Origin of the sequence: Delftia sp. S65 (assembly GCF_016516495.1) — a bacterium.
In the GTDB taxonomy this organism is placed as follows: Bacteria; Pseudomonadota; Gammaproteobacteria; order Burkholderiales; family Burkholderiaceae_C; genus Comamonas; species Comamonas acidovorans.
In genome coordinates this window covers 388,536-414,054 of the sequence record NZ_JACVUR010000001.1, presented here as the reverse complement: position 1 = coordinate 414,054, position 25,519 = coordinate 388,536, and the positions used below count along the sequence as shown (strand labels likewise).

The following is a 25,519-nucleotide window of genomic DNA, read 5'->3' as shown; positions in this document are numbered from 1 at the left end:
CGGCGGCCGCCTGCGGATACTGGGCGCTGCCATGCAGCTCGAATACTCTACCCATTCGCAGGAGCCACGCCATCGTTTCGACTACTGGCACGAGGTGGTCTGCCGCCACTGCATCCCGGCCGACAGCCACCGCGCGCAGGGGGATGGTGCAGGTCCCGGCGGCTTCGGGGCCACGCTGTCCGTGCGGTCCCTGGGACTGCTGGAGATCAGTGCCATGTCGGCACCCAGCCACCGCTGGGTGCGCAACGCAGCCCACCTGCGCCTGCATGCCCGCGACGAGCTGTGGCTGGGCTATCTGCTCCAGGGCCAGGCCGAGGTGCGCCAGGGAGGGCAAGTGGCCCGGCTGAGTGCGGGCAATCTGGTGCTTTATGACGCTGCGCAGCCTTTCGAATTCTCGGTGGCGCCCCGCGATATCCTGCTGATGCGCATTCCGCGCAGCGAATTGTTGAATCGCTTTGCCCGTGCACCCTCGCACGCGGGCCGGGCGCTGCATGGCCATGCCCCGGCCGTGGCGCCGCTGCGGGCCATGCTCGGCGAGGCCATCGCCATGCCGCCTGCGCCGCACGGTGATGCCTTGGCGCAGCGCTTCGGCATGGCGCTGCTCGACGTGCTGGCCCTGGCGCTGGAGATGCAGGAGATGGCCGTGCAGCCCCGCTCGGAACGGGACCTGCACGGCCGCATCCAGGCGTTCATCCAGGACAACCTGGGCTCGCCCGAGCTGTCGCTGCAATGGCTGGCGCAGCAGCACAACGTCTCGCCCCGTACCGTGACGCGGGCCTTTGCGCGGCGCAACCAGACGCCCATGGGCCTGGTATGGCAGCTGCGGCTGCAGGCCAGCCGCCAGGCCCTGATGCAGGGGCGCTGCTCCAGCGTGACCGAGGCGGCCTTCGCGCATGGATTCTCCGATGCGGCGCACTTCAGCCGAGCCTTTCGCAAGGCGTTCGGCTGCACGCCCCGCAGCCTGCTGGCCGCCTGAGCAAGGTCGCTGACCCTCACGAACAAGCGTCGGCGCCGCCGGCTCCCTAGCATGGGCCTGCCGTGCGTCCCGTGCGGCTTTTCCAGTGCAACAACGGTGGCGCCCCGGAGCCGGGCGCCGGGAGACATGCCATGAACGACAGCGAACTGCACCATCTCGAACTGCTGGAGGTGGGGCGCGAGATCCAGTCCCGCCGCATTTCCTCGGAAGAGGTGACCCGCCACATGCTGGCGCGCATCGAGGCCGTGGACGCGCGGCTGCACAGCTACGTGACGGTGATGGCGCAGCAGGCGCTGGAGGACGCCCGCCGCGCCGACGCCGAGATCGCGCAGGGCCGCCGCCGCGGTGCGCTGCACGGCGTGCCGCTGGCGCTCAAGGACCTGCTGTGGACCCGGGGCGTCCCCACCACGCATGGAATGACGCTGCACCGCGACCATCGCCCCACGGAAGATGCCACCGTGGTGCGCAGGCTGCGCGAGGCCGGCGCCGTCATCCTGGGCAAGCTGCAGCAGACCGAAGGCGCCTTCGCCGACCACCATCCCGAGATCACTGCCCCCGTCAACCCCTGGGGCGCCCAGCTGTGGCCCGGGGCCTCGTCCAGCGGCTCGGGCGTGGCCACGGCGGCGGGGCTGTGCTTCGGATCGCTGGGCACGGACACCGGGGGCTCCATCCGCTTTCCATCGGCCGCCAACGGCATCACGGGGCTCAAGCCCACCTGGGGCAGGGTGAGCCGCCACGGCGCCTTCGAATTGGCCGCGTCCCTGGACCACATAGGCCCGATGGCGCGCAGTGCTGCCGATGCCGCAGCCATGCTCGCGGCCATCGCCGGGGCGGACCCGCTGGACCCTACGGCCAGCCAGTGCAGCGTGCCCGACTATCTGGCCATGATGACGCGCGGATTCTCCGGCCTGCGCCTGGGCATGGACCGGCAATGGGCACTGGACGGCGTGGATGCCCCCTCCCGCCAGGCGGTGGAGCAGGCCCTGGCGGTGGCGCAGCGCCTGGGGGCCAGCGTGCAGGAGGTCCGCTTTCCCGATGCCACCCAGGCGGTGGAGGACTGGCCGGCGCTGTGCGCGGTGGAGACCGCCGTGGCGCACGGCGCCACTTTCCCTGCACGGCGCGAGGCCTATGGCCCCGGGCTCGCCGGGCTGATCGACCTGGGGCTGGGCCTGTCCGCCACCGACTACCAGCGGCTGCTGCTGCGCCGCGCGGACTTCACGGGCCGGGTGCGTGCACTCTTCGCGCAGGTGGACCTGCTGCTGGTTCCCGCCACGGCCTTTGCGGCTCCCACGCTGCAACGCATGGCGCATTTCGGCTCCGATGCCGAGCTGTTCTCGGGCATGCTGCGCTACACCTGCCCGTTCGACCTGACGGGCAGCCCCACGATCACGCTGCCCGGCGGACGCACTCCCGAGGGCGCGCCCGTGGCCTTCCAGTTCGTGGCCCCCGACTTCCGCGAAGACCTGCTGGTGCGCGCGGGCTGGGCGTTCCAGCAGGCCACGGACTGGCACAGACAGCACCCTGCTGCCTGAGCCGCCTGAGCCGCCTGAGCCGCCAGGCCGGTGGCGCGACACGGGCCTGTCACACAGCCTTCCTAGACTGGCGTGATGTCCTTGATCGAGATGGAAGGTGTCGCCAAGTCCTGGGGCGGCACCACGGCACTGCAGGCGCTGGATCTGCGCATTGAACCCGGATCCTTTTGCGTGCTGCTCGGTCCCTCGGGCTGCGGCAAGTCCACCACGCTGCGCATCATCGCGGGCCTGGAAAGCGCCACCTCGGGCCGCGTACGCATCGATGGGCAGGACGTCACCCAACTGCCGCCCGCTCGGCGCGGCATTGCCATGGTGTTCCAGAACTACGCGCTGTTCCCGCACCTGACGGTGGCGCAGAACATCGGCTTCGGCCTGTCCGTGCGCAAGGTCCCGGCGGCCGAGGCGCGCCGGCGCATCGACGAGGCCGCCGCGCTGCTGGGCCTGGACGCGCTGCTGGCGCGCCGGCCCGGCCAGCTGTCGGGCGGCCAGCAGCAGCGCGTGGCGCTGGGCCGCGCACTGGTGGCCCGCGCCCGCGTCTGCCTGATGGATGAGCCGCTGTCCAACCTCGACGCCCAGCTGCGCCAGGAAATGCGCACCGAGCTGCGCGAGCTGCAGCGGCGCCTGGGCCTGACCGTGGTCTATGTCACGCACGACCAGGCCGAGGCCATGGGCATGGCCGACCAAGTGGTGCTGCTCAGCCAGGGGCGCGTGGAGCAGTGCGCCGCGCCCCAGGAGATCTACAGCCGGCCCGCCACCACCTTTGCCGCGCGCTTCATCGGCACGCCGGCCATGAACATCGCGCGCCTCGACGGCCTGCACATCGCGGGCAGCCATGCCAGCGCCGCGCCCGCCGGCCTGCAGCAGCCGGGCCAGGCGCGCTGGCTGGGCGTCAGGCCCGAGGACATGCGCCTGTCGCTCCATGGCGATGTCGGCAGCGGCCCCGTGGTGGCTGCCGACATCGAAAGCCTCGAATACCTGGGCGCCGACCTGGTGCTGCGCTGCCGCGTGGGCAGCGAGCAACTGATGGTGCGCACCGCTGGCAGCCAGCTCGGCGGCCTGCAGCCGGGCCAGCTCGTGGGCCTGCGCTGGGCGCGCGAGGCCACGCATTTCTTTGACGAAAAGGGGCGGCGCTGCACGGCCTGAGGCCGAGGCACCGGCCCCCAATTCCTTCGCCATCCACCGTTTCAGCCGTTTCAGCCGTTCCGGCTTTCGCACCCGAAGCACCTTCCAGGAGAGTCCGCCATGCAACGCCATGCCTTCCTCAAAACCCTCGCAGCCGCAGCCGCCCTGGCCGCCACGGGCCTGCTGAACACCGCCAGCGCGCAGACGCCGCTGGAGGTGCCGTTCTACTACCCCGTGGCCGTGGGCGGCCCCATCACCAAGGTGATCGACGGCTATGCGGCCGAGTTCAACAAGGCCCATCCGCAGTACCGGATCACGCCCGTCTATGCGGGCACCTACCAGGAGACCATCGTCAAGGCGCTGACGGCCCACAAGTCGGGCAAGCCGCCGGCCAGCTCGGTGCTGCTGTCCACCGACATGTTCACGCTGATCGACGAGGACGCCATCGCCCCCATCGACGACTTCGTGAAGACCGATGCCGACCGGGCCTGGCTCAAGGGCTTCTATCCGGCCTTCATGGCCAACAGCCAGACGGGCGGCAAGACCTGGGGCGTGCCCTTCCAGCGTTCCACCGTGGTCATGTACTACAACAAGGAAGCCTTCAAGGAAGCCGGCCTGGACCCGAACAAGGCGCCGCAGAACTGGAAGGAACTCAAGGAAGCTGCGCACAAGCTGACGAAGAAGGACGCCAGCGGCAAGGTCGTGCAGTACGGCATACAGATCCCGTCCACGGGCTTTGCCTACTGGATGCTGCAGACGCTGACCACGCCCAATGACGTGCTGCTGGCCAACGAGGCCGGCACCCAGGTCACGCTGGACAGCCCCCGGGTCGTGGAGGCGCTGGACTTCTGGGTGGGCCTGGTCAAGGAGGGCGTGCACCCGGCCGGCGTGGTGGAGTGGGGCACGACGCCCAAGGACTTCATGGAAAAGAAGGCCGCCATCATCGTCACCACCACGGGCAACCTGACCAATATCCGAGCCAATGCCAAATTCGACTTCGGCGTGGGCCAGATCGCAGGCAATGTGCGCAAGGGCTCGCCCACGGGCGGCGGCAACTTCTACCTGTTCAAGAAGGCGCCCCGGGAGCAGCAGGAGGCGGCCTTCCAGTTCATGAAGTGGGTCACCCAGCCCCCGCTGGCCGCGCAGTGGAGCATGGACAGCGGCTACGTGGCCGTCTCGCCCGCCGCCTATGACACGCCCGCGCTCAAGAAGTACGGCCAGGACTTCCCGCAGGCCCTGGTGGCGCGCGACCAGCTGCCGGTATCGGTGGCCGAGTTCTCCACGCATGAGAACCAGCGCGTGACCAAGGTGCTCAACGACGCCGTGCAGGCCGCCCTCAACGGCAGCAAGACCTCGGCCCAGGCCCTGCAGGATGCGCAAAAGGAAGCAGACCGCATCCTGCGCCGCTACAAGTGATGGCGCAGTGCCGCTGACTGCATGAGCTCCGCTCCCGCCTCCCTTGTCCGCGGCCGACAGGCCGTCCATGCCTGGCTGATGCTGCTGCCGGCGCTGGTGCTGCTGGTGGCCTTCACGCACTGGCCGGCCGTGGCTACGCTGATCGACAGCCTGCATGCCACGCTGCGCGGCGGCCAGCCGGGGCCATGGGTGGGCCTGGAGAACTACGCCGTGATGGTGGACGACCCGGTGTTCTGGCAGGCCGTGCGCAACAACCTGTGGTTCGCGGCGGCCACGATCCCGCTGTCCATGGCGCTGGCGCTGGCCATGGCGCTGTGGGTCAACGAGAGGCTGGCCGGCCGCGCCTTCGTGCGCATGGCGTACTTCACGCCCACGGTGCTGCCCATGATTGCCGTGGCCAACATCTGGCTGTTCTTCTACACCCCGCAGTACGGGCTGCTGGAGCAGCTGCGCGGCGCACTGGGCCTTCCCGCGCACAACTGGCTGGGCGACCCGTCCACGGCGCTGGCCTGCGTGACCGTGGTGGCGGTGTGGAAGGAGGCGGGCTTTTTCATGATCTTCTACCTGGCCGCGCTGCAGACCCTCAACCCCAGCCTCAAGGAGGCGGCGGCCATCGAGGGGGCCTCGCGCTGGTACTTCCTGCGCCGCGTGCAGTGGCCGCTGCTGATGCCGACCACGCTGTTCGTGCTGGTCAATGCGGTGATCAACGCCTTCCGCCTGGTGGACCACCTCTTCATCCTCACGCGCGGCGGGCCGGACAACGCCTCCACGCTGCTGCTCTATCACCTGTACGAAGTGGGCTTCAAGTTCTGGGACACGGGCTATGCGGCGGCCCTGACCGTGGTGCTGGTCGCCGTGCTGGCGGCCGTGGCGCTGCTGCAGTTCTTCGTGCTCGACAAGAAGGTGCACTACCAATGAGCGCCGCATCCATTGCCCCGCGCCATGCGCCGCCCGCGCTGTACGGCGCCACCTGGCTGGACACGCTGGCCGCCTGGCTGCTGGCCCTGCTGTGGATACTGCCGCTGGCCTATGCGTTCTGGACGGCCTTTCATCCGCCCGAATACTCGGCACGCTTCGACCTGGCAGCGCCCTGGACGCTGGAGAACTTTCGCCGTGCCTGGCAGGCCGCGCCCTTTGCGCGCTATTTCCTGAACACGGCCGTGCTGGTGGTCATGATTTTGGCGGCCCAGCTGGTGCTGGGCACGCTGGCGGCCTATGCCTTTGCACGCTACCGCTTTCGTGGCCAGGGCCTGGCCTTTGCCCTGGTGCTGGTGCAGCTGATGATCATGCCGGACATCCTGCTGGTGGCGAACTACCAGACCCTGTCGCGCCTGGGCGCCGTCGATACGCTGCTGGGCATCGGCCTGCCGTACTTCGCATCGGCCTTTGCCATCTTTTTGCTGCGCCAGACCTTCCTGGGCATTCCCCGGGAACTGGACGAGGCCGCGCGGGTGGAGGGTGCCAGCACCCTGCAGATCCTGTGGCGCGTCTACGTGCCGCTGGCGCGGCCCGTGTACCTGGCGTTCGCGCTGGTGTCGGTGAGCTTTCACTGGAACAACTTCCTGTGGCCGCTGATCATCACCAACAGCGTGCAGGCGCGCCCGCTCACCGTGGGGCTGCAGGTGTTCTCCAGCGTGGAGTCGGGCGTGGAATGGGCCACCATCACGGCCGCCACGCTGATGAGCTCGGGCCCGCTGCTTGTGGCCTTCGTGCTGTTCCAGCGCCAGTTCGTGCAGAGCTTCATGCGTGCGGGGATCAAGTGAGGGCGGTGCTAAAGTTCCTTGTCCCAGCCTTTCACCCCGAGGTCCACCATGTCCGGTCCCGCATCCGCAGGTCTGTTCATCTACGCCAAGCAGCCTGACCGGCTGGCGCTGTTCTACATGGAGGTGCTGGCCATGCGCATGCTGCACCACACCAGCGAGCTCATGGTGCTGCAGTCGCCGGACCTGCAACTGGTGCTGCACGCCATTCCCGAGGCGATTGCGCGGCACATCACCATCACCGAGCCACCCCAGCCGCGCGAGAACGTGGCCCTCAAATTCTTTGCCACAGTGACCAGCTTCGCGGCCGTTCGTCCCCTGGTCATCGCCCATGGCGGCCAGCTGTGGGAGCAGTCCTGGCAGGGGCCGGGCTTTCGCGTCTGCAACGCCATGGACCCCGAAGGCAACCTGTTCCAGCTGCGTGAGCCGCTGCCCGCATGATGCAGATCCTCACCTGGAACACCCAATGGTGCCTGGGCCTGGACGGCCGCATGGACCCGGAGCGCATCGTGGCGCATGCGCTGTCCATGGCCGATATCGACGTGCTGTGCCTGCAGGAAATCGCCATCCACTACCCCGGCCTGCAGGGCGCGCCCGGCGACCAGGTGGCGCAGATCCGCCAGGCCCTGCCCGAAGGCTGGAAGGTCTTCTTCGGCGCCGCCGTGGACGAGTTCACGGCCGTGGGCCGGCAGCGCTTCGGCAACCTGGTGGCCACGCGCCTGCCGGTGCTGCAACTGGCCCACCACCGCCTGCCGTATCCGCACGACGGCGGCGTGCGCAGCATGCCGCGCTGCTGCACGGCGGCCACGGTGATGGATGCCGCGCTGGGCCCCGTGCGGGTGATGAGCACCCACCTCGAATATTTCTCGCGCCGCCAGCGCATGGCCCAGGCGCTGGCGCTGCGTTCCCTGCAGATCGAGGCGCTGGGCCAGGCCGAGGCGCCGCCCCAGCCCGCCAGCGATGGCTCGCCCCAGCAGACCAAGCCGCACACGCCGCATGCCGTGCTCTGCGGCGACTTCAACTTCGAGCCGCACGAGGACGAATACGCCGGCCTGTCCGCCCCCTGGGCGGCCGGCGAGCAGGGCGCAGTGAGTGCCGGCCAGTGGCACAACAGCTGGAGCGTGCTGCACCCGGACCAGCCCCAGCCGCCCACCTTCCGGTTGTTCGACCGCCAGTGGGGCCCTGAGCCCGGCGCGTGCGATTTCGCCTGGGTCAGCGACAGCCTGCGCGGCCATGTGCGTGGCTGGGCCGTGGACAGCGACACAAGGCTCTCGGACCACCAGCCCGTGCTGCTGCAGCTGGATTGATCCAGGTCAGGGTCCGCCGCCAAGCCGGCCTTCGCCTACAGACAGTGTGGCGGGCCTGCTCCAAGGTCATGGGGACTGTTTTGAAGGAGCATCCATGAGCCTCAATCCGCTCTCCACGATTCTTCACCGCACCTGGTGGGTGCTGCTGCTGCGCGGCCTGGTCGCCATCGCCTTCGGCGTGCTGACCTGGGCGCAGCCGGCGGCATCGCTGGCGGCGCTGGTGCTGACCTTCGGCGCCTTCACCTTTGTCGATGGTTTGCTGGGCGTGTATTCGGCCATCCAGGGGCGCGACCAGATGCGCCATTGGTGGGTGCTGCTGCTGTGGGGCCTGGCCGGCGTGGTGGTGGGCGTGCTCACCGTGGTCGCGCCCGGCGTCACGGCGCTGGTGATGACGCTGTACATCGGCGCCTGGGCCCTGGTCACGGGCCTGCTGCAGATCGTGGCGGCCGTGCGGCTGCGCAAGGAGATCACGGGCGAGTGGCTGCTGATCCTGGGCGGCGTGCTGTCCGTGCTGTTCGGCGCCTTCGTGCTGGCCCAGCCGGGCGCGGGCATGATGGCCATGCTCTGGGTGCTGGCCACGTATGCGGTGGTCTTCGGCGTGCTCATGGTGCTGCTGTCCTTCAAGCTCAAGAAGGGCATACGCCATTCTTCCTGAGCCGCGGGTGCAAAGGCGGACAATGCCGGCTCCATGATCGAATCCCGGCGACCTTCTCCCTTCATGCGTCTTCCCCGCGCGGCCCTGGCGGCCGCGCTGCTGTTCGCGGCGGCCGGTGCCGCCCAGGCGCTGCCCAGCTTTTCCGAGGTCCGCGAAGGCCACCGTTCCTCCGAGACCGAACTGCTCTCGCGCGAGGGCGAGGTGCTGCAGCGCCAGCGCACCGACGCCAGCGTGCGCCGTGGCGACTGGGTGGCCCTGGCCGACATCTCGCCCGCGCTGCGCACGGCCCTGGTGCTCAGCGAGGACAAGCGCTTCTACGAACACAGCGGCGTGGACTGGGCCGCCGTGTCCTCCGCCGCCTGGGGCAACCTCTGGAACCAGCGCACGCGCGGCGCCAGCACCATCACCATGCAGCTGGCGGGCCTGCTCGACGGCGACTGGCGCCAGGGCCCGGGCGGGCGCAGCGTGGTGCAGAAACTGGGCCAGACCGTCTCGGCCCAGGTGCTGGACCGGCGCTGGCGCAAGGACCAGATCCTGGAGGCCTACCTGAACCTGGTGCCCTTCCGTGGCGAGATCGTGGGCATCGATGCGCTGTCGCGCACCCTGTTCGGCAAGGCCGCGCACGGGCTGGACGCGCGCGAGGCCGCCATTGCCGCCGCCCTGGTGCGCGCGCCCAACGCCTCGCCCGAGCGCGTGGGCCGGCGCGCCTGCGGCGTGCTGCAGTCGCTGGCGCCCGAGGACGCGGCGGCGCGCGACTGCACGGCCATGGAATTGCTCACCGCCAGCGTGCTGCTGCGCCGGCAATGGGCGGCCAGCGAAGGCCAGGCCCCGCATCTGGCGCGCCGCCTGCTGGCCGAGCCGCAGTCCAAAGGCCAGGCCCGCGTGCGATCCACGCTGAGCGCGCCCGTGCAGCGCTTTGCCGTGCAAAGCCTGCAGCAGCAACTGCGCGAGCTGCAGGGCCGCAATGTGGAGGACGGCGCCATCGTCGTGCTGGACAACGCCACGGGCGAGGTGCTGGCCTGGGTGGGCTCGTCGGGCGAATTGAGCCAGGCGGCCGAGGTGGATGGCGTCACGGCCATGCGCCAGCCCGGCTCCACGCTCAAGCCCTTTCTCTATGCCCAGGCCATTGCCGAGCGGCGGCTGACGGCGGCCTCGCTGATCGAGGATTCATCGGCCCACATTCCCACGCAGAACGGGCTCTACATTCCGCAGAACTACGACCGGCGCTTCAAGGGCTGGGTCTCGGCCCGCACGGCGCTGGCGTCGTCGCTCAACGTGCCGGCCGTGCGCACCCTGGTCATGGTCACGCCCGATGCCTTCTTCTCGCAGCTGCAGCGCCTGGGCCTGCCGCTGCGCGAAAGCGGCGGCTACCACGGCTTCAGCCTGGCGCTGGGCAGCGCCGAGGTGCCGCTGCTGCAGCTCACCAACGCCTACCGCGCCCTGGCCAACGGCGGGCAACTGACGCCCGTGCGCTGGGCGGCAGCCCCGGCCCCCGCTCCGGCTGCCGTGCCGAAGACCCAGGCCAAGGCCGGTGCTGCCGTGCAGGCCATCGACGCACGCGCGGCCTTCATCGTGGGCGACATCCTGTCCGATCCCATGGCGCGCGCGCCCACCTTCGGCACGGACAGCGTGCTGGCCACGCGCTTTTGGTCGGCCGTCAAGACCGGCACCAGCAAGGACATGCGCGACAACTGGGCCGTGGGCTGGTCGCAGCGCTACACCGTGGGCGTGTGGGTGGGCAATGCGCGCGGCGAGGCCATGCACTCGGTCAGCGGCACCAGCGGCGCGGCACCTGTCTGGGCCGCCGTGATGGGTTTCCTGCATGCCCGCACACCCAGCCGCGCGCCCAAGGCGCCGGCGGGTGTGCTGCAGCAGGCGGTGCGCTTCGGCCCCGATGCCTCGGGCCTGCCGCTGGAGAGCGCACGCAGCGAGTGGTTCGTGGCGGGCACGCAGCAGAGCCTGTTCGCCATGGCGGGCAGCGGCCTGCCTGCCGCATCCGCATCAACACGCGGGACTTCGGCAGCCTCGCCCGTGCGCATTGCGCGCCCGGCCAACGGCACCATCCTCGCGCTGGACCCCGACATTCCGCCGGACCGCCAGCGCGTGCAGCTGTCGGCCCGGCCCTCGGGCACGGCCGCCACGCAGGAATGGCAGGACGCGAGCCTGCGCTGGCGCATGGTCAGCGCCGCCCCGCCCGGCGCGGCCGAGCCTGCGCCCAAGGAGATCGGCCGGGGTGCTGCCGCCGCCTGGATGCCCTGGCCCGGCCGCCACCGGCTGGAACTGGTCGATGCCAAGGGGCAGGTGCTGGACAGCGTGCAGGTGGAGGTGCGCGGCGCCGGCGTGGTGGCTTCGCGCGCGGGCGGGCGCTGATCAGGCGCCGGTCGTGATCACTGCGCCGCGCGGGTGCCCGCCGCGCGGATGCCCGCCGCAGTGAAGGCCACCAGCTCGTCGATCACATGCTCCACGGGGTCGGCGCGGTGGCCGCCGCCCAGCATGCGGCTGACTCGGCCGTTGTCGGAGCGGATGTACATCATGGCGCCGTACATGCATTCCAGGCGCCACTGGAAATCGTGCTGCGACAGCTGCGGCAGAGCCTGGCGCAGCAGGGCCGCAAAGCGTTTGGCAGCCTCGTCGTAGGCGGCAAACACCACCTCCCTGACTGCCTGGTCGGGATCGACCGAGCACAGGGCCGTGACGCGGTTGAAGTCGGCCTCGCCCTCGCTGTGGGCGGCGCGCAGCGCAGGGGCGATGAAGGCCCGAAGAATGTCCTCCACGGCAGGCTGCGGCGACTGCTGCTCCAGCCTTTGCAGCAGCGCATGGCGCTGTCCGTTGACGGCCATCACGCGCTGCTCGAACAAGGCCTTGAGCAGGCCCAGCTTGTTGCGGAAGTGGTAGTGGATGGCGCCCGTGTCCACATCGGCCAGCGCCATGACGGCGCGCAGCGACGTGCCCGCGTAGCCATGCCGCGCAAACAGCTGCTCGGCGGCTTGCAGAAGGCGTTCGCGGGCCTGGGCGCGGGGTTCCTCGGCCGCGGTGTCATCGGTGCTGGACGTCATGGCTGCGGATCATAGACAGCGCCAGGCCCTTGCCGCACCAAACCATGGCATGGTGGTGACATGGATTGATTCAGTCGACTGACTGAATTAACATGCGCAGCCATCACACAACGACAAGGAGACACAGCATGACCACCCGCAAGTGGCTCGGCGCCCTGATGGCGCTGGGCTGCACCCTGGCCACCGCGCAGGAGCCGTTCCCGTCGCGGCCGCTGACCCTCATCAACCCCTGGGCGGCGGGCAGCTCCACCGATGTGATGGCGCGTACGCTGGCCGAGGAATTCCGCAAGCAGCTGGGCCAGAGCGTGGTCGTGGTCTCGCGCGACGGGGGCTCGGGCGTGATCGGCATGAATGTGCTGGCCCAGGCGCCGGCCGACGGGCTGACGCTGGCCTTCACGCCCATGACCCCCATCACCGTGCAGCCCCACTACGTCAAGGGCCTGAAGCTGGGGCCCGACAGCGTGCAGCCGCTGTGCGGCGTGACGGAGAACATCCTGGGCGTCAGCGTGCGCGCAGACAGCCCTTTCAAGACGATAGGCGAGCTGGTGGCGGCGGCGAAGAAGGGCTCGCTGAGCTACGGATCGCCGGGACCGAACTCGGCGCCCTTCCTGGCCATGGACCAGCTGGAGCGCGACCAGGGCCTCAAGCTCGTGCATGTGCCCTACAAGGGCGATGCCGGCTCGATACAGGAATTGCTGGCCGGGCGGCTGGACTTCGTCAGCAGCATCGCGGCCTCGGCTGCGCCCCAGATACGCGCGGGCAAGCTGCGCCTGCTGGCCGTGGCCTCGGAGCGCCGCCACCCGGCCTTCCCCGAGGTGCCCACCTTCAAGGAACTGGGCATGGCGGTGCAGGAGGAATCGTTTGCGGGCCTGTTCGTGCCGCGTGGCGTGCCCGAGGCGGTGCTGGGCCGGCTGGACGCCGCCTGCGCCGCCGCAGCGCGGTCCGATGCCGTCAGGCAGGTGGCCCAGCGCGGCGACCAGGTGGTCTTCCACCAGGACCGCCGCCAGTGGGACCGGCGCATCCACGACGAATTCCGCAAACAGGGCGCAGCGGCCGAACGCCATGCGCAGTGACCTCCTTTCCGCCATCTCTCCATCCATGACCGATTCCAGCCTGCCCCCCATCCGCCGCGTGATCACGGCCAACGACGCACAGGGCCGCTCCTTCATTGCCGAGGACGGCGCCTCGCCCGCCGTGCGCCTGGTCGAGGAACGCCCCGGCTACCGCATCACCAACCTGTGGCGCACCGATGCCTCACCCGCGCAGATCAATGCGCCCGACACCATTGCCATCCACCAGGGCGTGGCACCGCCGCCCTATGGCACGGTGCTGCGCATCCTGGACATTCCGCCCGAACCTGCCGATCCGCAGGAGCTGGCGCGTGCCCTGCATGCCACCTTTACACGCATGTACGGCGACGCCCACCGCAACGTGCAGCCCGGCGAGCATCCGGGCATGCACCGCACGGATACCGTGGACTACGCGCTGATGCTGGAGGGCGAGCTGGTCGCCATCCTGGACCGCCAGGAAACCGTGCTGCGCGCCGGTGACGTGCTCATACAGCGCGGCACCAACCATGCCTGGGCCAACCGCTCGGGCCGGCCTGCGCGCATTGCCTTCGTGCTGGTGGCGGGCGAGCAGGGCTCCTGACTCAGGGGGCCTGGCCTGCCCATGCCGCCACGGCAGGGCGTGGCCGCACGAAGCGCTGCTCGATCACGGTCTCGCCCCATTGCTGGCCCGGCCATTCCTCGGCCAGGGTGAAGCCTGACGATTCGTAGAGCCGGCGTGCTGCATCCAGGCCCCGGAAGGTCCACAGCTGGGTGGCCTCGAAGGCCTGCTGGTCGCAGAACGCCAAGGCTTGCTGCAGCAGCTGGCGCCCCGTGCCGGCGCCGCGCAGGCCGTCTTCCAGGATGAACCAGCGCAGGTGCGCCTGGCGGCCCTCGGGGTGCTTGCCAAGGTCCTCTCCATCGATGGCCACGGAGCCCACGACGCGGTCGCCGTCCAGCGCCGTCCACAGCTGGTTGCAGGGCTTGTCCAGCCGGCCGGCGAACTCGGCCAGGCCGCTGGCCACGCGGCTTTCGAAGAAGACGCCAAAGCCTGCGTGGCGCGCATAAAAGCGCGCATGCATGTCCACGATGCGGCCCAGGCAGCCGGGCCGGTATCCGGGCAGGACCTGTATCTGCGCGGGTACGGGTTGGGGCTGGGACAGGGGCTCCTCCTGCCGGTGTGCCTGCAGCGCCCGGGCGTACAGTGCCAGTCCTTGGGCGACGGCCTGCTGCTGCGGCGCCTGCATGCGGTCCAGCGCCGCCGTCACCTGCTGGCGCCCGAAGGCCTCGATGGCGGCCAGCGTACGCCGGCCCTTGGCGGTCAGGGCCAGCTGCTTGACGCGGCCATCCTCGCCATCGGCGGCTTCCTTCAGCTCGCCCGCCTCCACCAGCTTGCGCACCATGCGGCTGACGCTGGATTTCTCCAGCCCCAGGACCAGGGCCAGCTGCGAGGCCGCCATGCGCCCCTGTGCGCCGATCTCCAGGATGGCGTGCACGGCCGAGGGCGGATAGTCCGTGGCCGCTAGCGTGGCCTGCATGAAGCCCAGCTCGCGCACCATCTGGCGCGAGGCGGCGCGGATGCCATCCACCAGGGAAAGATCGTGCTGCGGCATGGGTGCTCCTTGGGTCCGTGCAGGGTTTGATTATGGTTGCATGGTACAACCATAAATGCCGCTGCGCATCTGTTTATGCAGCGATGCATGCCCCAGGCGTAAAAAAGCCGCCCGGCGCATGCGGGCGGCTGTAGCCTGGCGCAGATGCGCAAGGCTCAATTGACCATCAGGCGGAACGGCCAGACATAGGCCTGCAGCGTCACGAAGATGCCCATCAGGCAGGCCAGGGCGACGGAGTGGAAGAACACGTAGCGCAGGATGTCGCCCTCATGGTTGAACCAGCGCGTGGCCGTGGAGGCGACGACGATGGACTGCGCATCGATCATCTTGCCCATCACGCCCCCCGAGCTGTTGGCCGCTCCCATGAGGTTGGGCGACAGGCCCAGCTGCTCGGCCGCCACCTTCTGCATGCCGCCGAACAGCACGTTCGATGCCGTGTCCGAACCCGTGAGCGCCACGCCCAGCCAGCCCATCAGGGTGCCGAAGAAGGGGTAGAACACGCCCGTGTTGGCGAAGGCCAGGCCCAGCGTGGTGTCCGTGCCCGAGTAGCGCGTCAGCGTGCCCAGGGCCAGCATCAGCACGATGGTGATGAGCGAATAGCGCACCAGCCAGATGGTGCGCACGAACTGGCTGACCAGCTGCACGGGGTTGTACTTCATGACCAGGCCGCCCACGATGGCCGACAGCAGGATGCCCGTGCCCGTGGCCGACAGCAGGTTCAGCGTGTAGATGGCGCCTTCCTTGGTGGGCTGGCGCACGACGGGCGGCACCTTCTCGATCAGGTTGTGCAGGCCTTCCATGGGAAAGGCCGGGGCGAACAGGCCGTTGAGCGCGGCCTTGACCGAGGGCAGGCCCCAGATGAAGACGAAGACCGTGAGGATGGCCCAGGGCGTCCAGGCGCGGATCACGTCGGCGCGCGGGTGCTGGGTCACGGCGCGGGGCGCCTGGGCTTCGCCGCCGCTGTTCTCATGGCCCTTGAGCGAGGTCGAGCGCCAGATGGTCCTGGGCTGCCACATGCGCAGGAAGCCCACGGTGCAGACCATGGAGACGATGGCCGCGATGATGTCCACCAGCTCGGGGCCGATGAAGTTGGACACCAGGTACTGCGGAATGGCGAAGGACACGCCGGTCACCAAAATGATGGGCCAGATCTCCATCATGGCCTTGCGCCCGGCAAAGGCCCAGATCAGCCAGAACGGCACCAGCACCGAGAAGAACGGCAGCTGGCGGCCGACCATTGCCGTGACCTCCATCAGGTCGTAGCCGTGCACCTTGGCCAGCGTGATCACCGGCGTGCCCAGCGCGCCGAAGGCCACGGGCGCGGTATTGGCGATCAGCGACAGGCCCGAGGCGGCCAGCGGCGAAAAGCCCAGGCCGATGAGGATGGCCGCCGTCACGGCCACGGGCGTGCCGAAGCCGGCCGCGCCCTCGAAGAAGGCGCCGAAGGCGAAGGCGATCAGCAGCAGCTGGATGCGCCTGTCCTCGGTGATGCCGGCAATGGAGTCCTGCAGGATCTTGAAGCTGCCGTTCTTCTCGGTCAGCTGGTGCAGGAAGATGATGTTCAGAACGATCCAGCCGATGGGCAGCAGCCCCGTGAAGCCGCCGAACAGTGCCGCGCGCCCGGCCATGCCTGCCGGCATGTTGTAGACGAAGACCGCGATCACCAGCGCCGCAATCAGCCCGGCGCCGGCCGCCAGGTGGGCCTTCATGTGCAAAAAGCCCAATCCCACCAGCATGACCACGACCGGGATGGCCGCGAGCAGTGTGGACAGCCACATGTTGGAAAGAGGGTCGTAGACCTGCTGCCAAACCATAGGAGCGTCTCCTGAAGAGTTTTTAGGATGTTGTGCGGGGCGGATCGTCGCTCTCATGGCTGGTTGGCACACTAGCGTTAGCCCTCGGTTGGGCTGCGAGAGAGAAAATTTCAATCGGCGCACAAATCACTTCAAACCCGAACGGGTGACTGGAACGTGCCCTGCGCACTACCATGCTCGGCAGTCCCGCGGCATGCGGGTTCCAGAAAGCCAGAAAACGTGTCCACCGACCTTTCCAAAATCACCTGCATCGAAGACCTGCGCATCGTGGCCCAGCGCCGCGTGCCGCGCATGTTCTATGACTACGCCGACTCGGGCTCCTACACCCAGGGCACCTACCGCGCCAACGAGGACGACTTCCAGAAGATCAAGCTGCGCCAGCGCGTGGCCGTGAACATGGAGGGGCGCAGCACGCGCACCACCATGATCGGCCAGCAGGTGGCCATGCCCGTGGCCATTGCGCCCACGGGCCTGACCGGCATGCAGCACGCCGATGGCGAGATCCTGGGCGCGCGCGCGGCCCAGGCCTTCGGCATTCCGTTCACGCTGTCCACCATGAGCATCTGCTCCATCGAGGACATTGCCGAACACACGGCCCGCCATCCGTTCTGGTTCCAGCTCTATGTGATGCGCGACCGCCGGTTCATGGAGCGCCTGATCGAGCGCGCCCGTGCCGCCAACTGCTCGGCCCTGGTGCTGACGCTGGACCTGCAGATCCTGGGCCAGCGCCACAAGGACATCAAGAACGGCCTGTCCACGCCCCCGAAGCCCACGCTGCGCAACCTGGCCAACCTGGCGACCAAGCCGCACTGGTGCCTGGGCATGCTGGGCACCAAGCGCCGCACCTTCGGCAACATCGTCGGCCATGTGGATGGCGTGGCCGACATGAGTTCGCTGTCGTCGTGGACCGCCAGCCAGTTCGACCCCAGCCTGAACTGGGGCGATGTGGAGCGCATCAAGAAGCTCTGGGGCGGCAAGCTCATCCTCAAGGGCGTCATGGACGCCGAGGACGCGCGACTGGCGGCCGACAGCGGCGCCGATGCGCTCATCGTCAGCAACCACGGCGGCCGCCAGCTCGACGGCGCACCCTCGTCCATCGAGGCGCTGCCCGGCATTGCCGAGGCGGCGGGCAAGGACATCGAGGTCTGGATGGACGGCGGCATCCGCAGCGGCCAGGACGTGCTCAAGGCGCGTGCCCTGGGCGCCCAGGGCACGATGATCGGCCGCAGCTTCCTCTACGGCCTGGGCGCCTATGGCCAGGACGGCGTGACGCGTGCACTGCAGATCATCCAGAAGGAGCTGGAGACCACGATGGCCTTCTGCGGCCATACGCAGATCGATACCGTGGACCGCAGCATCCTGCTGCCCGGAACCTATCCGGGCGCCGTGCGCTGAACCGGCAAAAGCCGCACGAGAAAAGGACCGCCTCGGCGGTCCTTTTTCCTTTCAGGCTGCGCCTCAGGCTTGGGCAGGTACGCGCCGGCTTTCCGGCTGCGCCGCCACCAGCCGGCCCGCCGCATGCAGCACGGCCAGGATGGACGCGGTCACGATGTTGGCATGGCGCCCCGCACCGAAGCGCGTGCCCGCCACGCCGGGCAGGGCGGCCTCGACGATGGCCAGCGCCATGGCCCCGGCGCCCTGGCCCAGGCTGCGCTCCTCGTAGTGGTCAATGCGCAGCGCCACGCCCAGGTGCTGGCCGAGGGCGGCGGCCACGGCATCGATGGGGCCGCTGCCTTCGCCATACAGCTGCAGCCGAAGGCCGTCTGGCCGGACCACTTCCAGCGCAATGCCCTGGCCCTGGGCGCTGTCGAACAGGTGGTGGCTGCGGTAGTGCCAGGGAAGCTGCAGGGGTGCGAGGTAGGTGGCCTCGAACAGCTTCCACAGGTCGTCGCTGGCCAGCTCGGCCTCGCAGGCGTCCGCCTGTTTTTGCACCACGGCGCTGAACTCCACCTGCATGCGGCGCGGCATGGTCACGCTATGGTCGCGCTGCAGCAAAAAGGCAATGCCGCCCTTGCCCGACTGGCTGTTGACGCGAACGATGCTGTCGTAGGTGCGGCCCAGGTCCTGCGGGTCGATGGGCAGGTAGGGAACGCGCCAGGGCGCATCGGGCCGCTGCGCCGCAAAGCCCTTGGCGATGGCGTCCTGGTGCGAGCCCGAGAACGCCGTGAACACCAGGTCGCCCACATAGGGGTGGCGCGGATGGATGGGCAGGGCCGTGCATTCCTCCGCAATGCGCGCCACGGCGGCGATGTCCGAGAAATCCAGGCCCGGCGCGATGCCCTGCGTGTAAAGGTTCAGCGCCAGCGTCACCACATCGAGGTTGCCGCTGCGCTCGCCATTGCCGAACAGGCAGCCTTCCACGCGCTGGGCTCCCGCCAGCAGCGCCTGCTCGGCGCAGGCCACGCCCGTGCCCCGGTCGTTGTGCGGGTGCACGGACAGCACGATGTGCTCGCGCCGTTCCAGGCGGCGGTGCATCCACTCGATCTGGTCGGCGAAGACATTGGCCGTGCTCACTTCCACCGTGGTCGGCAGGTTGATGATCATGGGCCGCGCGGGGCCTGCATCCCAGGCGCGGATGGCCGCGTTGCACACGGCCAGCGACACGTCGAGCTCGGCCATGCAGAAGGTCTCGGGCGAGTACTGCAGCACCCATTCGGTCTCGGGGTGGGCATCGGTCAGTTCGCGCAGCAGGGCGATGTGGTGCTCCACCATGGCGATGATCTCGGGCACCTGCATGCCGAAGACGATCTCGCGCCAGGCTGGGGCAATGGCGTTGTAGAAGTGCACGATGGCGCGCCGCGCTCCGGCCACGCTGTCCACCGTGGCGCGGATCAGGTCCTCGCGCAGCTGGGTGATGACCATGGGCGTCACGTCGCCGGGGATCAGCCCGTTGTCGATCAGGTGGCGCACGATGCCGTAGTCGGTCTGCGAGGCCGAGGGAAAGCCCACCTCGATCTCCTTGAAGCCTATGCGCACCAGTTCATGGAACAGGCGCAGCTTGCGCTCGCGGTTCATGGGCTCGAACAGGGCCTGGTTGCCATCACGCAGGTCGGTGGACAGCCACACGGGCGCCTGGCTCAGCTGGCGTGAGGGCCATTGGCGCTCGGGCAGGTCGACGGCGGGGAAGGGACGGTATCTGGACGCGGGATTCTTCAGCATGCGGGCCTCGCAGGAAACGCTGGGGTTTGCAGCCACCGGATCGGCCGGCGGCCCCGCTCTCCTGGCTTCCCGGTGTGGGAAGCTGCGCCAGGCCGGGATCAGGGAGAGTCGGTGCGAAATGCGGCGCCTGCGCAGGCGCCCGGACCCCGGCCATGGGCCAGGGATAGTAGGGAGGGCGAGGGCAGGCGGTGCATGGTGCGATGGCGGTGAATCACAGGGAACAGGTGCCAGTTTGCGGGCAGGGTGCTTGTCTGTCTTTATAGAATTTCTCATTTTCTATATGGATCTGGACAATATGCGCACGACCCATGCCCCGGCTTCGGCAGCCGCCGTTCCCTGCAGCCATGCCGGGCTGCCCGAGCTGCAGGCCGCCGCACCGCTGCCGGTCACGGGCGTGGCCGCCGACTATCCGGCGGGGCTGGAGGTGGAGGAACACTCCCACGAATGCTGCCAGCTGCTCTACGCCGTGCAGGGGGTGCTGGAGGTGCGCGCAGGCAGCGGGCGCTGGGTGGTGCCGCCCACGCGCGGCGTCTGGCTGCGCTCGGGCGTGCCCCACGGCCTGCGCATGCGCGGCGCGGTACAGGTGCGCAGCCTGTTCGTCGATGCGCAGGCCGCTGCAGACCTGCCGGGTACGGACTGCGTGATCGAGGTCTCTCCCCTGCTGCGCGAGCTCATCAGCGAGGTGGCGCGCTGGCCTGCATCGGCACCGCCGGGGCGGCGCGAATCCATGGTGGTCGAGCTATTGCTGCAGGAACTGCGCCAGCCGCCCGTGGTGCCGTTTCACCTGCCCTGGCCGCAGGATGCGCGCATGGCCGCTGTCTGCCATGCGCTGGCCGAAGGAGAGGGGGCGGATGGCTTTGCCGCCGCAGCCGCGACAGGCGCCGCAACTGCCATAGGCGCCGCAACTGCCATAGGCGCCGCAACTGCCACAGCCGCCGACTGGGCCGCACGGCTGGCCATGGGCGAGAAGACCTTCCATCGCCACTTTCTGCAGGCCACGGGAATGAGTTTTGGCCGCTGGCGTCAGCGCGCACGGCTGCTGTCATCCATGCAGGCGCTGCTGGCCGGAAGGCCCATCGTGCAGGTGGCGCTGGAGGCCGGCTATGAAAGCCACAGCGCCTATTCGCTGGCCTTCAGGCGCCAGTTCGGCATGCCGCCCTCGGCCTTCGGGGCCAGGGGCGACAGGCCGTAGCGGGGCCGGGCCGCGTCAGGCGGCCTTCCAGATGATGTAGTCGGCCTGGTACTGCACGACCTGCTTCTGGCCCAGCGTGGAGCTGTTGCAGGCCATGGCAGGGGCCACGCCGCCGCGCGTGGCCACGCGCTGGATATAGGTCACGCCCTGCATGGCGCCCATGCCGGTGGCGGGCTCGGCCTTGACCAGTTGCATGGGGATGTTGCCCGCGCTGGACGGCGCCACGGCGACCTGGGTGGCCGTGACCTTGGAGCCGTCCTGGTGCGCCCAGGTGGCGGGCGGGCCGAAGTAGCGGCCGATGACGCGGCCCTGGCGGTCCGTCAAACGCGCATCGGGGCCGACAAAGGCCCATTCCTGCTCCATCGCCTGGTCCTTCTTGGCGCGGCATTCATAGGTGATCTGGCCTATGCCCACCGTCTCCATGGCAACCTTGTGGCCTGCGGGCACCTGCACGGCGGCCGGCAGGTCGGACTGGGAATAGCTCTTGCCCATGTCCATGGAGGAGCAGGCGCCAAGGGTCAGTGCGGCCATGGTGGCCAGGCCGAGGGGGAGGATGTAGCTCATGAAGGTCTCCAGGTCGATGGGTTGAGGGGTGTCGCCTTGGACCGCTTTCCGGGGCGCGACACAGGGAATACGCAGCAAGGCAGCCGCTGGATTCACCTGAATGGAAAAAAAATTTATCCGCATCCGGTTCGCAATGCGCTGCGTATTGCTCACGGAGGGCCGGTGCAAGCCGGGAGACCCCTGCCAGACCTTCTGCAACCCCCCCGGCTGAGCACCGATATGCCCCTTGAATCCGATCGAAAGACAGAACAAGCCCCCGGGCGGCCACGCAACAGTGCGGGCCACGGGGCCGCCCGCTCGCCCACAATGCGTGCATGGGCACCACACCAACCGACCAAGAGCTGATGGACCTTCTGGACCGCATCGCAGCGCAGGACGAGCCCGCGCTCCGCAGCCTGTACGAGGCCACCTCGTCCCGGCTGTACGGACTGGCGTTGCGCATCCTGCGGCACAAGGACTGGGCCGAAGACGTGCTGCAGGACAGCTACCTGCACATCTGGCGCGGCGCCTCGGGCTACCGGGGCACGCTCAGCCCGCCGCTGGCCTGGATGGGCCTGGTGGTGCGCAGCCGGGCCCTGGACTTTCTGCGCCGGCGCCGCGCCGAACGCCTGCACCTGAACGAAGAGTTCGACGAGGCGCAACCGGCGGCCCATGGCGGTGGGAACGATGAAAGCCAGGGACCGCTGCAACTGGCCGAGGCCAGCGAACAGGCCGTGGCGCTGTACCAGTGCCTGGAGCGGCTGGAAGGCCGCCAGCGTGAGGTGGTCAGCCTGGCCTATCTGCGCGACCTCAGCCATGGCGAGCTGGCGGGCCAGCTGCAACTGCCGCTGGGCACGGTCAAGACCTGGATACGGCGCGGCCTGGAGCAGCTGCGCCGCTGCCTGTCACGCCATGCGTGAAGCAGTTGACATGCTCTGAGCGGCCAAAGGATTTGCCATGAATATTTCCCGACACCCCGAACTGCTGGACCGGCTGGCCGCCGCTTACGCCCTGGGCACGCTGCGGGGCGCGGCACGCCGCCGCTTCGAGCAACTGGCCCGTGACCAGGCCCCGGTGCGCGCCGCCGCCTTGCTGTGGCAGGGCCGCTGGTCGGCCCTGTCCGAAATGCAGGCGCCCGTGCGCCCTGACGATGCGGTCTGGGTCCGTATCGATAACCTGCTGCAGGCCGAAAAGGCCCGCGCCGCCCAGGCGCACCGGCGGCGCGCCGACGATGCGCCTGGCATGGCCCGGCGCACGGAATCCGCCGTGGGCCGCGCCCTGGCCTGGTGGCGCGGCGCCGCCGTGCTGGGCGCCTGCGCCACCGTGGCGGCCGTGGCCGTGGGGCTGTGGTCGCACCAGGACCTGCGCCAAAGCGGCGAGCGCCAGCTGGCCGTGCTGAACAACCAGTTGCAGGCCACCCAGGCTGCGCTGCAGGCCGCGCCCCAGATCCAGTACGTGGCCGTGCTGGCCGACGACAAGGCCGATGCCTCCATGCTCGTGACCTTCGACCCCGGCAAGAACATCCTGGTGCTGCAGCGCGTGGGCGACTTCCATGAGGCCTCCGACAAATCACTGCAGCTGTGGGCCCTGCCGCCCCAGGGCGGCCCGCAATCGCTGGGCGTGCTGGGACGCGACAAGCTGGTCAAGCTGACCGCCGCGGCCGCCGAGGTCCAGGGCGTGCCTGCCCTGGCCATCAGCCTGGAGCCCAAGGGCGGCGTGCCCAGCCAGACCGGGCCCACGGGGCCGGTGCTGTTCAAGGGTGCGCTGATCCGGCGCGACCTGTAGCGCGCAGCGCAGGCCCGCTCGCCATTGGCGACGGCCGTGCTGCTGCACAACGCAGCCTGCTTGCCCTGGCCAGAGCAGGGCGCGCGTGCAGCGCTGGCTGGCCGGCCTCTGTTTCGCTGCCGGGCGCGGCAGCCTTCTCCAAGCGCGTGCGCCTGGTGCCCGACCGGCGGCTATGCTGGCCGGCACTCAGTCGCCCGCGCCTTGCCGGCGGTGCCTTCCCTTTTTTGCCGACATGCTTTCTTCCCTCCAAGACCTGACCTGGCTGTGGGTGCCCGTGGTGCTGTTCGCCGCAGCCGCCCAGACCGTGCGCAACACGGCCCAGCGCTCGCTGACCGCCGAGCTCGGCACCCTGCCGGCCACCCTGGTGCGCTTTCTGTACGGCCTGCCGTTTGCCGGCATCTACCTGCTGGCGCTGTACCTGGGAGGCGATGGCGCCTGGTCGCTGCCCCGGTTCTCATGGGCCTACCTCGGCTGGATCGCGCTGGGGGCCTTCTTCCAGGTCGCGGCCACGGCGGCGCTGCTGCTGGCCATGAAGGAGCGCAACTTCGCCGTGGCCGTCACCCTGTCCAAGACCGAGGTGCTGCAGGTGGCCCTGTTCGCCGGCATCTTCCTGCACGAGATGCCCACGGTCGTGGCCCTGTTGGCCATGGGGCTGGCCACCTTTGGCGTGCTCATCCTGTCGCTGCCGCCGCGCGGCCAGATGCTGTCGCTGTCGGCCTGGGCCAGCCGCTCGGCACTTTACGGCCTGGCCTGCGGTGCCTGCTTTGCCATTGCCACCGTGGGCTACCGGGGCGGCGCCGTGGAACTGGCGCGCCTGGGCGAGATATCTCCCTGGCTGTCGGGCGCCTGGGGCGTGCTGATCGCCCAGCTCATGCAGACCCTGGGCCTGGGCGCCTGGATCGCGCGCACCCACGCGCAGGGCCTGCGCCCCATCTTCCGCGCCTGGCGCGTCTCGCTGCTGGCCGGTGGCATGGGCGCGGCCGCCTCGCTGGCCTGGTTCACTGCCTACGCCATGCAGGGCGCGGCACCCGTGCGCACGCTGGGCATGGTCGAGGTGGTGTTCAGCTATATCGTCTCGCGCCGCGTGCTCAGCGAAAGCCTGAGCCGCCAGGAAATGATCGGCATGGGCCTCATGGTGCTCGGACTGGTGCTGATCTGCCTGCAGGGATGAATGGTCCAGGGCCTGTGTGAACAAGCCTTGCAAGCTGTATGAATGCACAGTTGCCGCAATAATGGCGGCGTGCCTGAAACGACACCCACGACACCCCCGACACCCGCAAGCCCTGCCGATGCTGCGCCCCCGCGCCGCATCGCCCACCTGGACATGGACGCCTTCTATGCCTCGGTGGAGCTGCTGCGCTATCCGCAGCTCAAGGGACTGCCCGTGGTCATCGGCGGCGGACGCCGCGCGCACGACGAGGCGCTGGATGCGCGCTACGCCGGCCGGCTGAACGAGATTCCGGTGGACGAGTTCTCGCGCCTCAAGGACTACGTGGGCCGGGGCGTGATCACCACGGCCACCTACCCGGCGCGCCAGTTCGGCGTGGGCTCGGCCATGGGCATGATGAAGGCCGCGCGCCTGTGCCCCCAGGCCATCCTGCTGCCCGTGGACTTTGCCGAGGTGCGGCGCTTCTCGCGCATGTTCAAGGAAATCATCGTCTCCATCGCCCCGCTGATGGAGGACCGCGGCGTGGACGAGGTCTACATCGACTTCACCGATGTGCCCGGTGGCCAGCGCGAAGGCGGGCGCGTGCTGGCGCGGCTGATCCAGAAAACCATCACCGATGCCACGGGCCTGACCTGCTCCATCGGCGTGGCGCCCAACAAGCTGCTGGCCAAGATGGCCAGCGAATTCAACAAGCCCAACGGCATCTCCATCGTCCAGCCCGACGATCTGCAGGCCGTGATCTGGCCGCTGGCCTGCCGCAAGATCAACGGCATAGGCCCCAAGGCCGACGCCAAGCTGCAATCGCTGGGCATACAGACCATTGGCGAGCTGGCCAAGCAAAGCCTGCCCCAGCTCGTGCAGTGGTTCGGCCGCGCCTACGGCAACTGGCTGCATGGCGTGTCCTGGGGGCGCGATGAGCGGCCCGTGGTCACGCACAGCGAGCCCGTCTCCATGAGCCGCGAAACCACCTTCGAGCGCGACCTGCACGCCGTGCGCGACCGGGCCGAACTGAGCGCCATCTTCACCGACCTGTGCGAACGCTTGGCCCAGGACCTGCAGCGCAAGGGCTACATGGGCCGCACCGTCGGCATCAAGCTGCGCTACGACGACTTCAAGACCGCCACGCGCGACCACACGCTGGAGCTGCCCATGGCCGATGCCGCCACCCTGCGCCGCGCCGCAGGCCAATGCCTCAAGCGCGTGCCCCTGGCCAAGCGGCTGCGCCTGCTGGGCGTGCGCGTGGGCAACCTCGTTCGCACGGCCGACTGGAATGCCACCGCCCACGACCCGCTGGCGCGCGAGCAACTGCTCAGGGGACCGGCCCAACCCGCGCCGGACAGCGATCCCTTTACACCTCAACTGTTCTGAATCATCA

At 69.2% G+C, this 25,519-nt stretch carries 23 protein-coding genes; 18 read left to right on the top strand and 5 right to left on the bottom strand.

Features of this window, described 5'->3' with window-relative positions; genetic code table 11:
* The first annotated feature begins 31 nt into the window (after positions 1-31).
* The 10 genes from IAE24_RS01820 to pbpC all read left to right on the top strand — a co-directional run bounded on the left by IAE24_RS01820 (position 32) and on the right by pbpC (position 11,138).
* Positions 32-976 carry a helix-turn-helix domain-containing protein gene (locus tag IAE24_RS01820; protein WP_034398901.1) on the top strand — a complete coding sequence of 315 codons (945 nt, stop codon included), beginning with the start codon at positions 32-34 and terminating at the stop codon, positions 974-976.
* 131 nt (positions 977-1,107) lie between these two features.
* Positions 1,108-2,508 (top strand): amidase, encoded by a 1,401-nt coding sequence (locus IAE24_RS01815; RefSeq protein ID WP_013800959.1) that lies wholly within the window; start codon positions 1,108-1,110, stop codon positions 2,506-2,508.
* A gap of 75 nt (positions 2,509-2,583) precedes the next feature.
* Complete coding sequence (locus IAE24_RS01810; protein WP_063328155.1) at positions 2,584-3,651, top strand: ABC transporter ATP-binding protein; 1,068 nt, start codon at positions 2,584-2,586, stop codon at positions 3,649-3,651.
* A gap of 99 nt (positions 3,652-3,750) precedes the next feature.
* Positions 3,751-5,046, top strand: a complete 1,296-nt coding sequence (locus IAE24_RS01805) for an ABC transporter substrate-binding protein (RefSeq protein ID WP_199960016.1) — start codon at positions 3,751-3,753, stop codon at positions 5,044-5,046.
* A gap of 21 nt (positions 5,047-5,067) precedes the next feature.
* Positions 5,068-5,964, top strand: coding sequence for a carbohydrate ABC transporter permease (locus tag IAE24_RS01800; RefSeq protein WP_199960014.1), 897 nt, complete (start codon positions 5,068-5,070; stop codon positions 5,962-5,964).
* Entirely contained in the window at positions 5,961-6,809 is an 849-nt protein-coding gene (locus tag IAE24_RS01795) for a carbohydrate ABC transporter permease (protein ID WP_141834845.1), read from the top strand. The genes IAE24_RS01800 and IAE24_RS01795 overlap by 4 nt, the downstream gene beginning before the upstream one ends.
* Before the next feature lie 48 nt (positions 6,810-6,857).
* The gene (locus tag IAE24_RS01790; RefSeq protein WP_012207101.1) at positions 6,858-7,247 is read left to right on the top strand and encodes a VOC family protein; all 390 of its coding nucleotides are present in this window, start codon (positions 6,858-6,860) and stop codon (positions 7,245-7,247) included.
* The gene (locus IAE24_RS01785; RefSeq protein WP_043821445.1) at positions 7,244-8,113 is read left to right on the top strand and encodes an endonuclease/exonuclease/phosphatase family protein; all 870 of its coding nucleotides are present in this window, start codon (positions 7,244-7,246) and stop codon (positions 8,111-8,113) included. Before IAE24_RS01790 ends, IAE24_RS01785 begins: the two co-directional genes overlap by 4 nt.
* Before the next feature lie 94 nt (positions 8,114-8,207).
* On the top strand, positions 8,208-8,768 hold the full coding sequence (locus IAE24_RS01780) for an HdeD family acid-resistance protein (protein WP_199960012.1): 561 nt from the start codon (positions 8,208-8,210) through the stop codon (positions 8,766-8,768).
* Between the two features lie 33 nt (positions 8,769-8,801).
* Positions 8,802-11,138: a penicillin-binding protein 1C gene (gene pbpC / locus IAE24_RS01775; protein WP_199960010.1), complete on the top strand. Its 2,337-nt coding sequence runs from the start codon at positions 8,802-8,804 to the stop codon at positions 11,136-11,138.
* A 17-nt stretch (positions 11,139-11,155) separates the two neighbouring features.
* On the opposite strand, the gene IAE24_RS01770 is transcribed toward pbpC, so the two are convergent.
* Positions 11,156-11,824, bottom strand: a complete 669-nt coding sequence (locus IAE24_RS01770; protein ID WP_199960008.1) for a TetR/AcrR family transcriptional regulator — start codon at positions 11,822-11,824, stop codon at positions 11,156-11,158.
* 128 nt (positions 11,825-11,952) lie between these two features.
* On the opposite strand from IAE24_RS01770, the gene IAE24_RS01765 reads away from it, so the two are divergent.
* Together IAE24_RS01765 and IAE24_RS01760 are read left to right on the top strand one after the other, a co-directional pair.
* Positions 11,953-12,897 carry a tripartite tricarboxylate transporter substrate binding protein gene (locus IAE24_RS01765; RefSeq protein WP_012207096.1) on the top strand — a complete coding sequence of 315 codons (945 nt, stop codon included), beginning with the start codon at positions 11,953-11,955 and terminating at the stop codon, positions 12,895-12,897.
* A 25-nt stretch (positions 12,898-12,922) separates the two neighbouring features.
* Positions 12,923-13,474 carry a cupin domain-containing protein gene (locus IAE24_RS01760; protein WP_012207095.1) on the top strand — a complete coding sequence of 184 codons (552 nt, stop codon included), beginning with the start codon at positions 12,923-12,925 and terminating at the stop codon, positions 13,472-13,474.
* A 1-nt stretch (position 13,475) separates the two neighbouring features.
* Here the strand turns inward: IAE24_RS01760 and IAE24_RS01755 are convergent, their stop codons facing one another.
* Together IAE24_RS01755 and IAE24_RS01750 are read right to left on the bottom strand one after the other, a co-directional pair.
* A complete protein-coding gene (locus tag IAE24_RS01755; protein WP_199960006.1) occupies positions 13,476-14,483 on the bottom strand; it encodes a bifunctional helix-turn-helix transcriptional regulator/GNAT family N-acetyltransferase in 1,008 nt (335 codons plus the stop codon).
* 155 nt (positions 14,484-14,638) lie between these two features.
* Entirely contained in the window at positions 14,639-16,297 is a 1,659-nt protein-coding gene (locus IAE24_RS01750; protein ID WP_013800968.1) for an L-lactate permease, read from the bottom strand.
* Positions 16,298-16,516: 219 nt separating this feature from the next.
* On the opposite strand from IAE24_RS01750, the gene IAE24_RS01745 reads away from it, so the two are divergent.
* Positions 16,517-17,692: an alpha-hydroxy acid oxidase gene (locus IAE24_RS01745; protein WP_013800969.1), complete on the top strand. Its 1,176-nt coding sequence runs from the start codon at positions 16,517-16,519 to the stop codon at positions 17,690-17,692.
* 63 nt (positions 17,693-17,755) lie between these two features.
* Here IAE24_RS01745 and IAE24_RS01740 read toward each other — a convergent pair whose 3' ends face one another.
* The gene (locus IAE24_RS01740) at positions 17,756-19,456 is read right to left on the bottom strand and encodes a 2-isopropylmalate synthase (RefSeq protein WP_013800970.1); all 1,701 of its coding nucleotides are present in this window, start codon (positions 19,454-19,456) and stop codon (positions 17,756-17,758) included.
* A 295-nt stretch (positions 19,457-19,751) separates the two neighbouring features.
* On the opposite strand from IAE24_RS01740, the gene IAE24_RS01735 reads away from it, so the two are divergent.
* Positions 19,752-20,648 carry an AraC family transcriptional regulator gene (locus IAE24_RS01735; protein ID WP_199960004.1) on the top strand — a complete coding sequence of 299 codons (897 nt, stop codon included), beginning with the start codon at positions 19,752-19,754 and terminating at the stop codon, positions 20,646-20,648.
* Between the two features lie 15 nt (positions 20,649-20,663).
* Here the strand turns inward: IAE24_RS01735 and IAE24_RS01730 are convergent, their stop codons facing one another.
* On the bottom strand, positions 20,664-21,212 hold the full coding sequence (locus tag IAE24_RS01730) for a DUF3455 domain-containing protein (protein WP_013800972.1): 549 nt from the start codon (positions 21,210-21,212) through the stop codon (positions 20,664-20,666).
* Between the two features lie 314 nt (positions 21,213-21,526).
* On the opposite strand from IAE24_RS01730, the gene IAE24_RS01725 reads away from it, so the two are divergent.
* The 4 genes from IAE24_RS01725 to dinB all read left to right on the top strand — a co-directional run bounded on the left by IAE24_RS01725 (position 21,527) and on the right by dinB (position 25,512).
* Positions 21,527-22,111, top strand: coding sequence for an RNA polymerase sigma factor (locus IAE24_RS01725; RefSeq protein ID WP_199960002.1), 585 nt, complete (start codon positions 21,527-21,529; stop codon positions 22,109-22,111).
* A gap of 37 nt (positions 22,112-22,148) precedes the next feature.
* Positions 22,149-22,976 (top strand): anti-sigma factor, encoded by an 828-nt coding sequence (locus tag IAE24_RS01720; protein ID WP_200016348.1) that lies wholly within the window; start codon positions 22,149-22,151, stop codon positions 22,974-22,976.
* A 232-nt stretch (positions 22,977-23,208) separates the two neighbouring features.
* Complete coding sequence (locus IAE24_RS01715) at positions 23,209-24,147, top strand: DMT family transporter (RefSeq protein WP_199959997.1); 939 nt, start codon at positions 23,209-23,211, stop codon at positions 24,145-24,147.
* Between the two features lie 42 nt (positions 24,148-24,189).
* Positions 24,190-25,512 carry a DNA polymerase IV gene (gene dinB, locus IAE24_RS01710; RefSeq protein ID WP_199959995.1) on the top strand — a complete coding sequence of 441 codons (1,323 nt, stop codon included), beginning with the start codon at positions 24,190-24,192 and terminating at the stop codon, positions 25,510-25,512.
* The last annotated feature ends 7 nt before the right edge of the window (positions 25,513-25,519 follow it).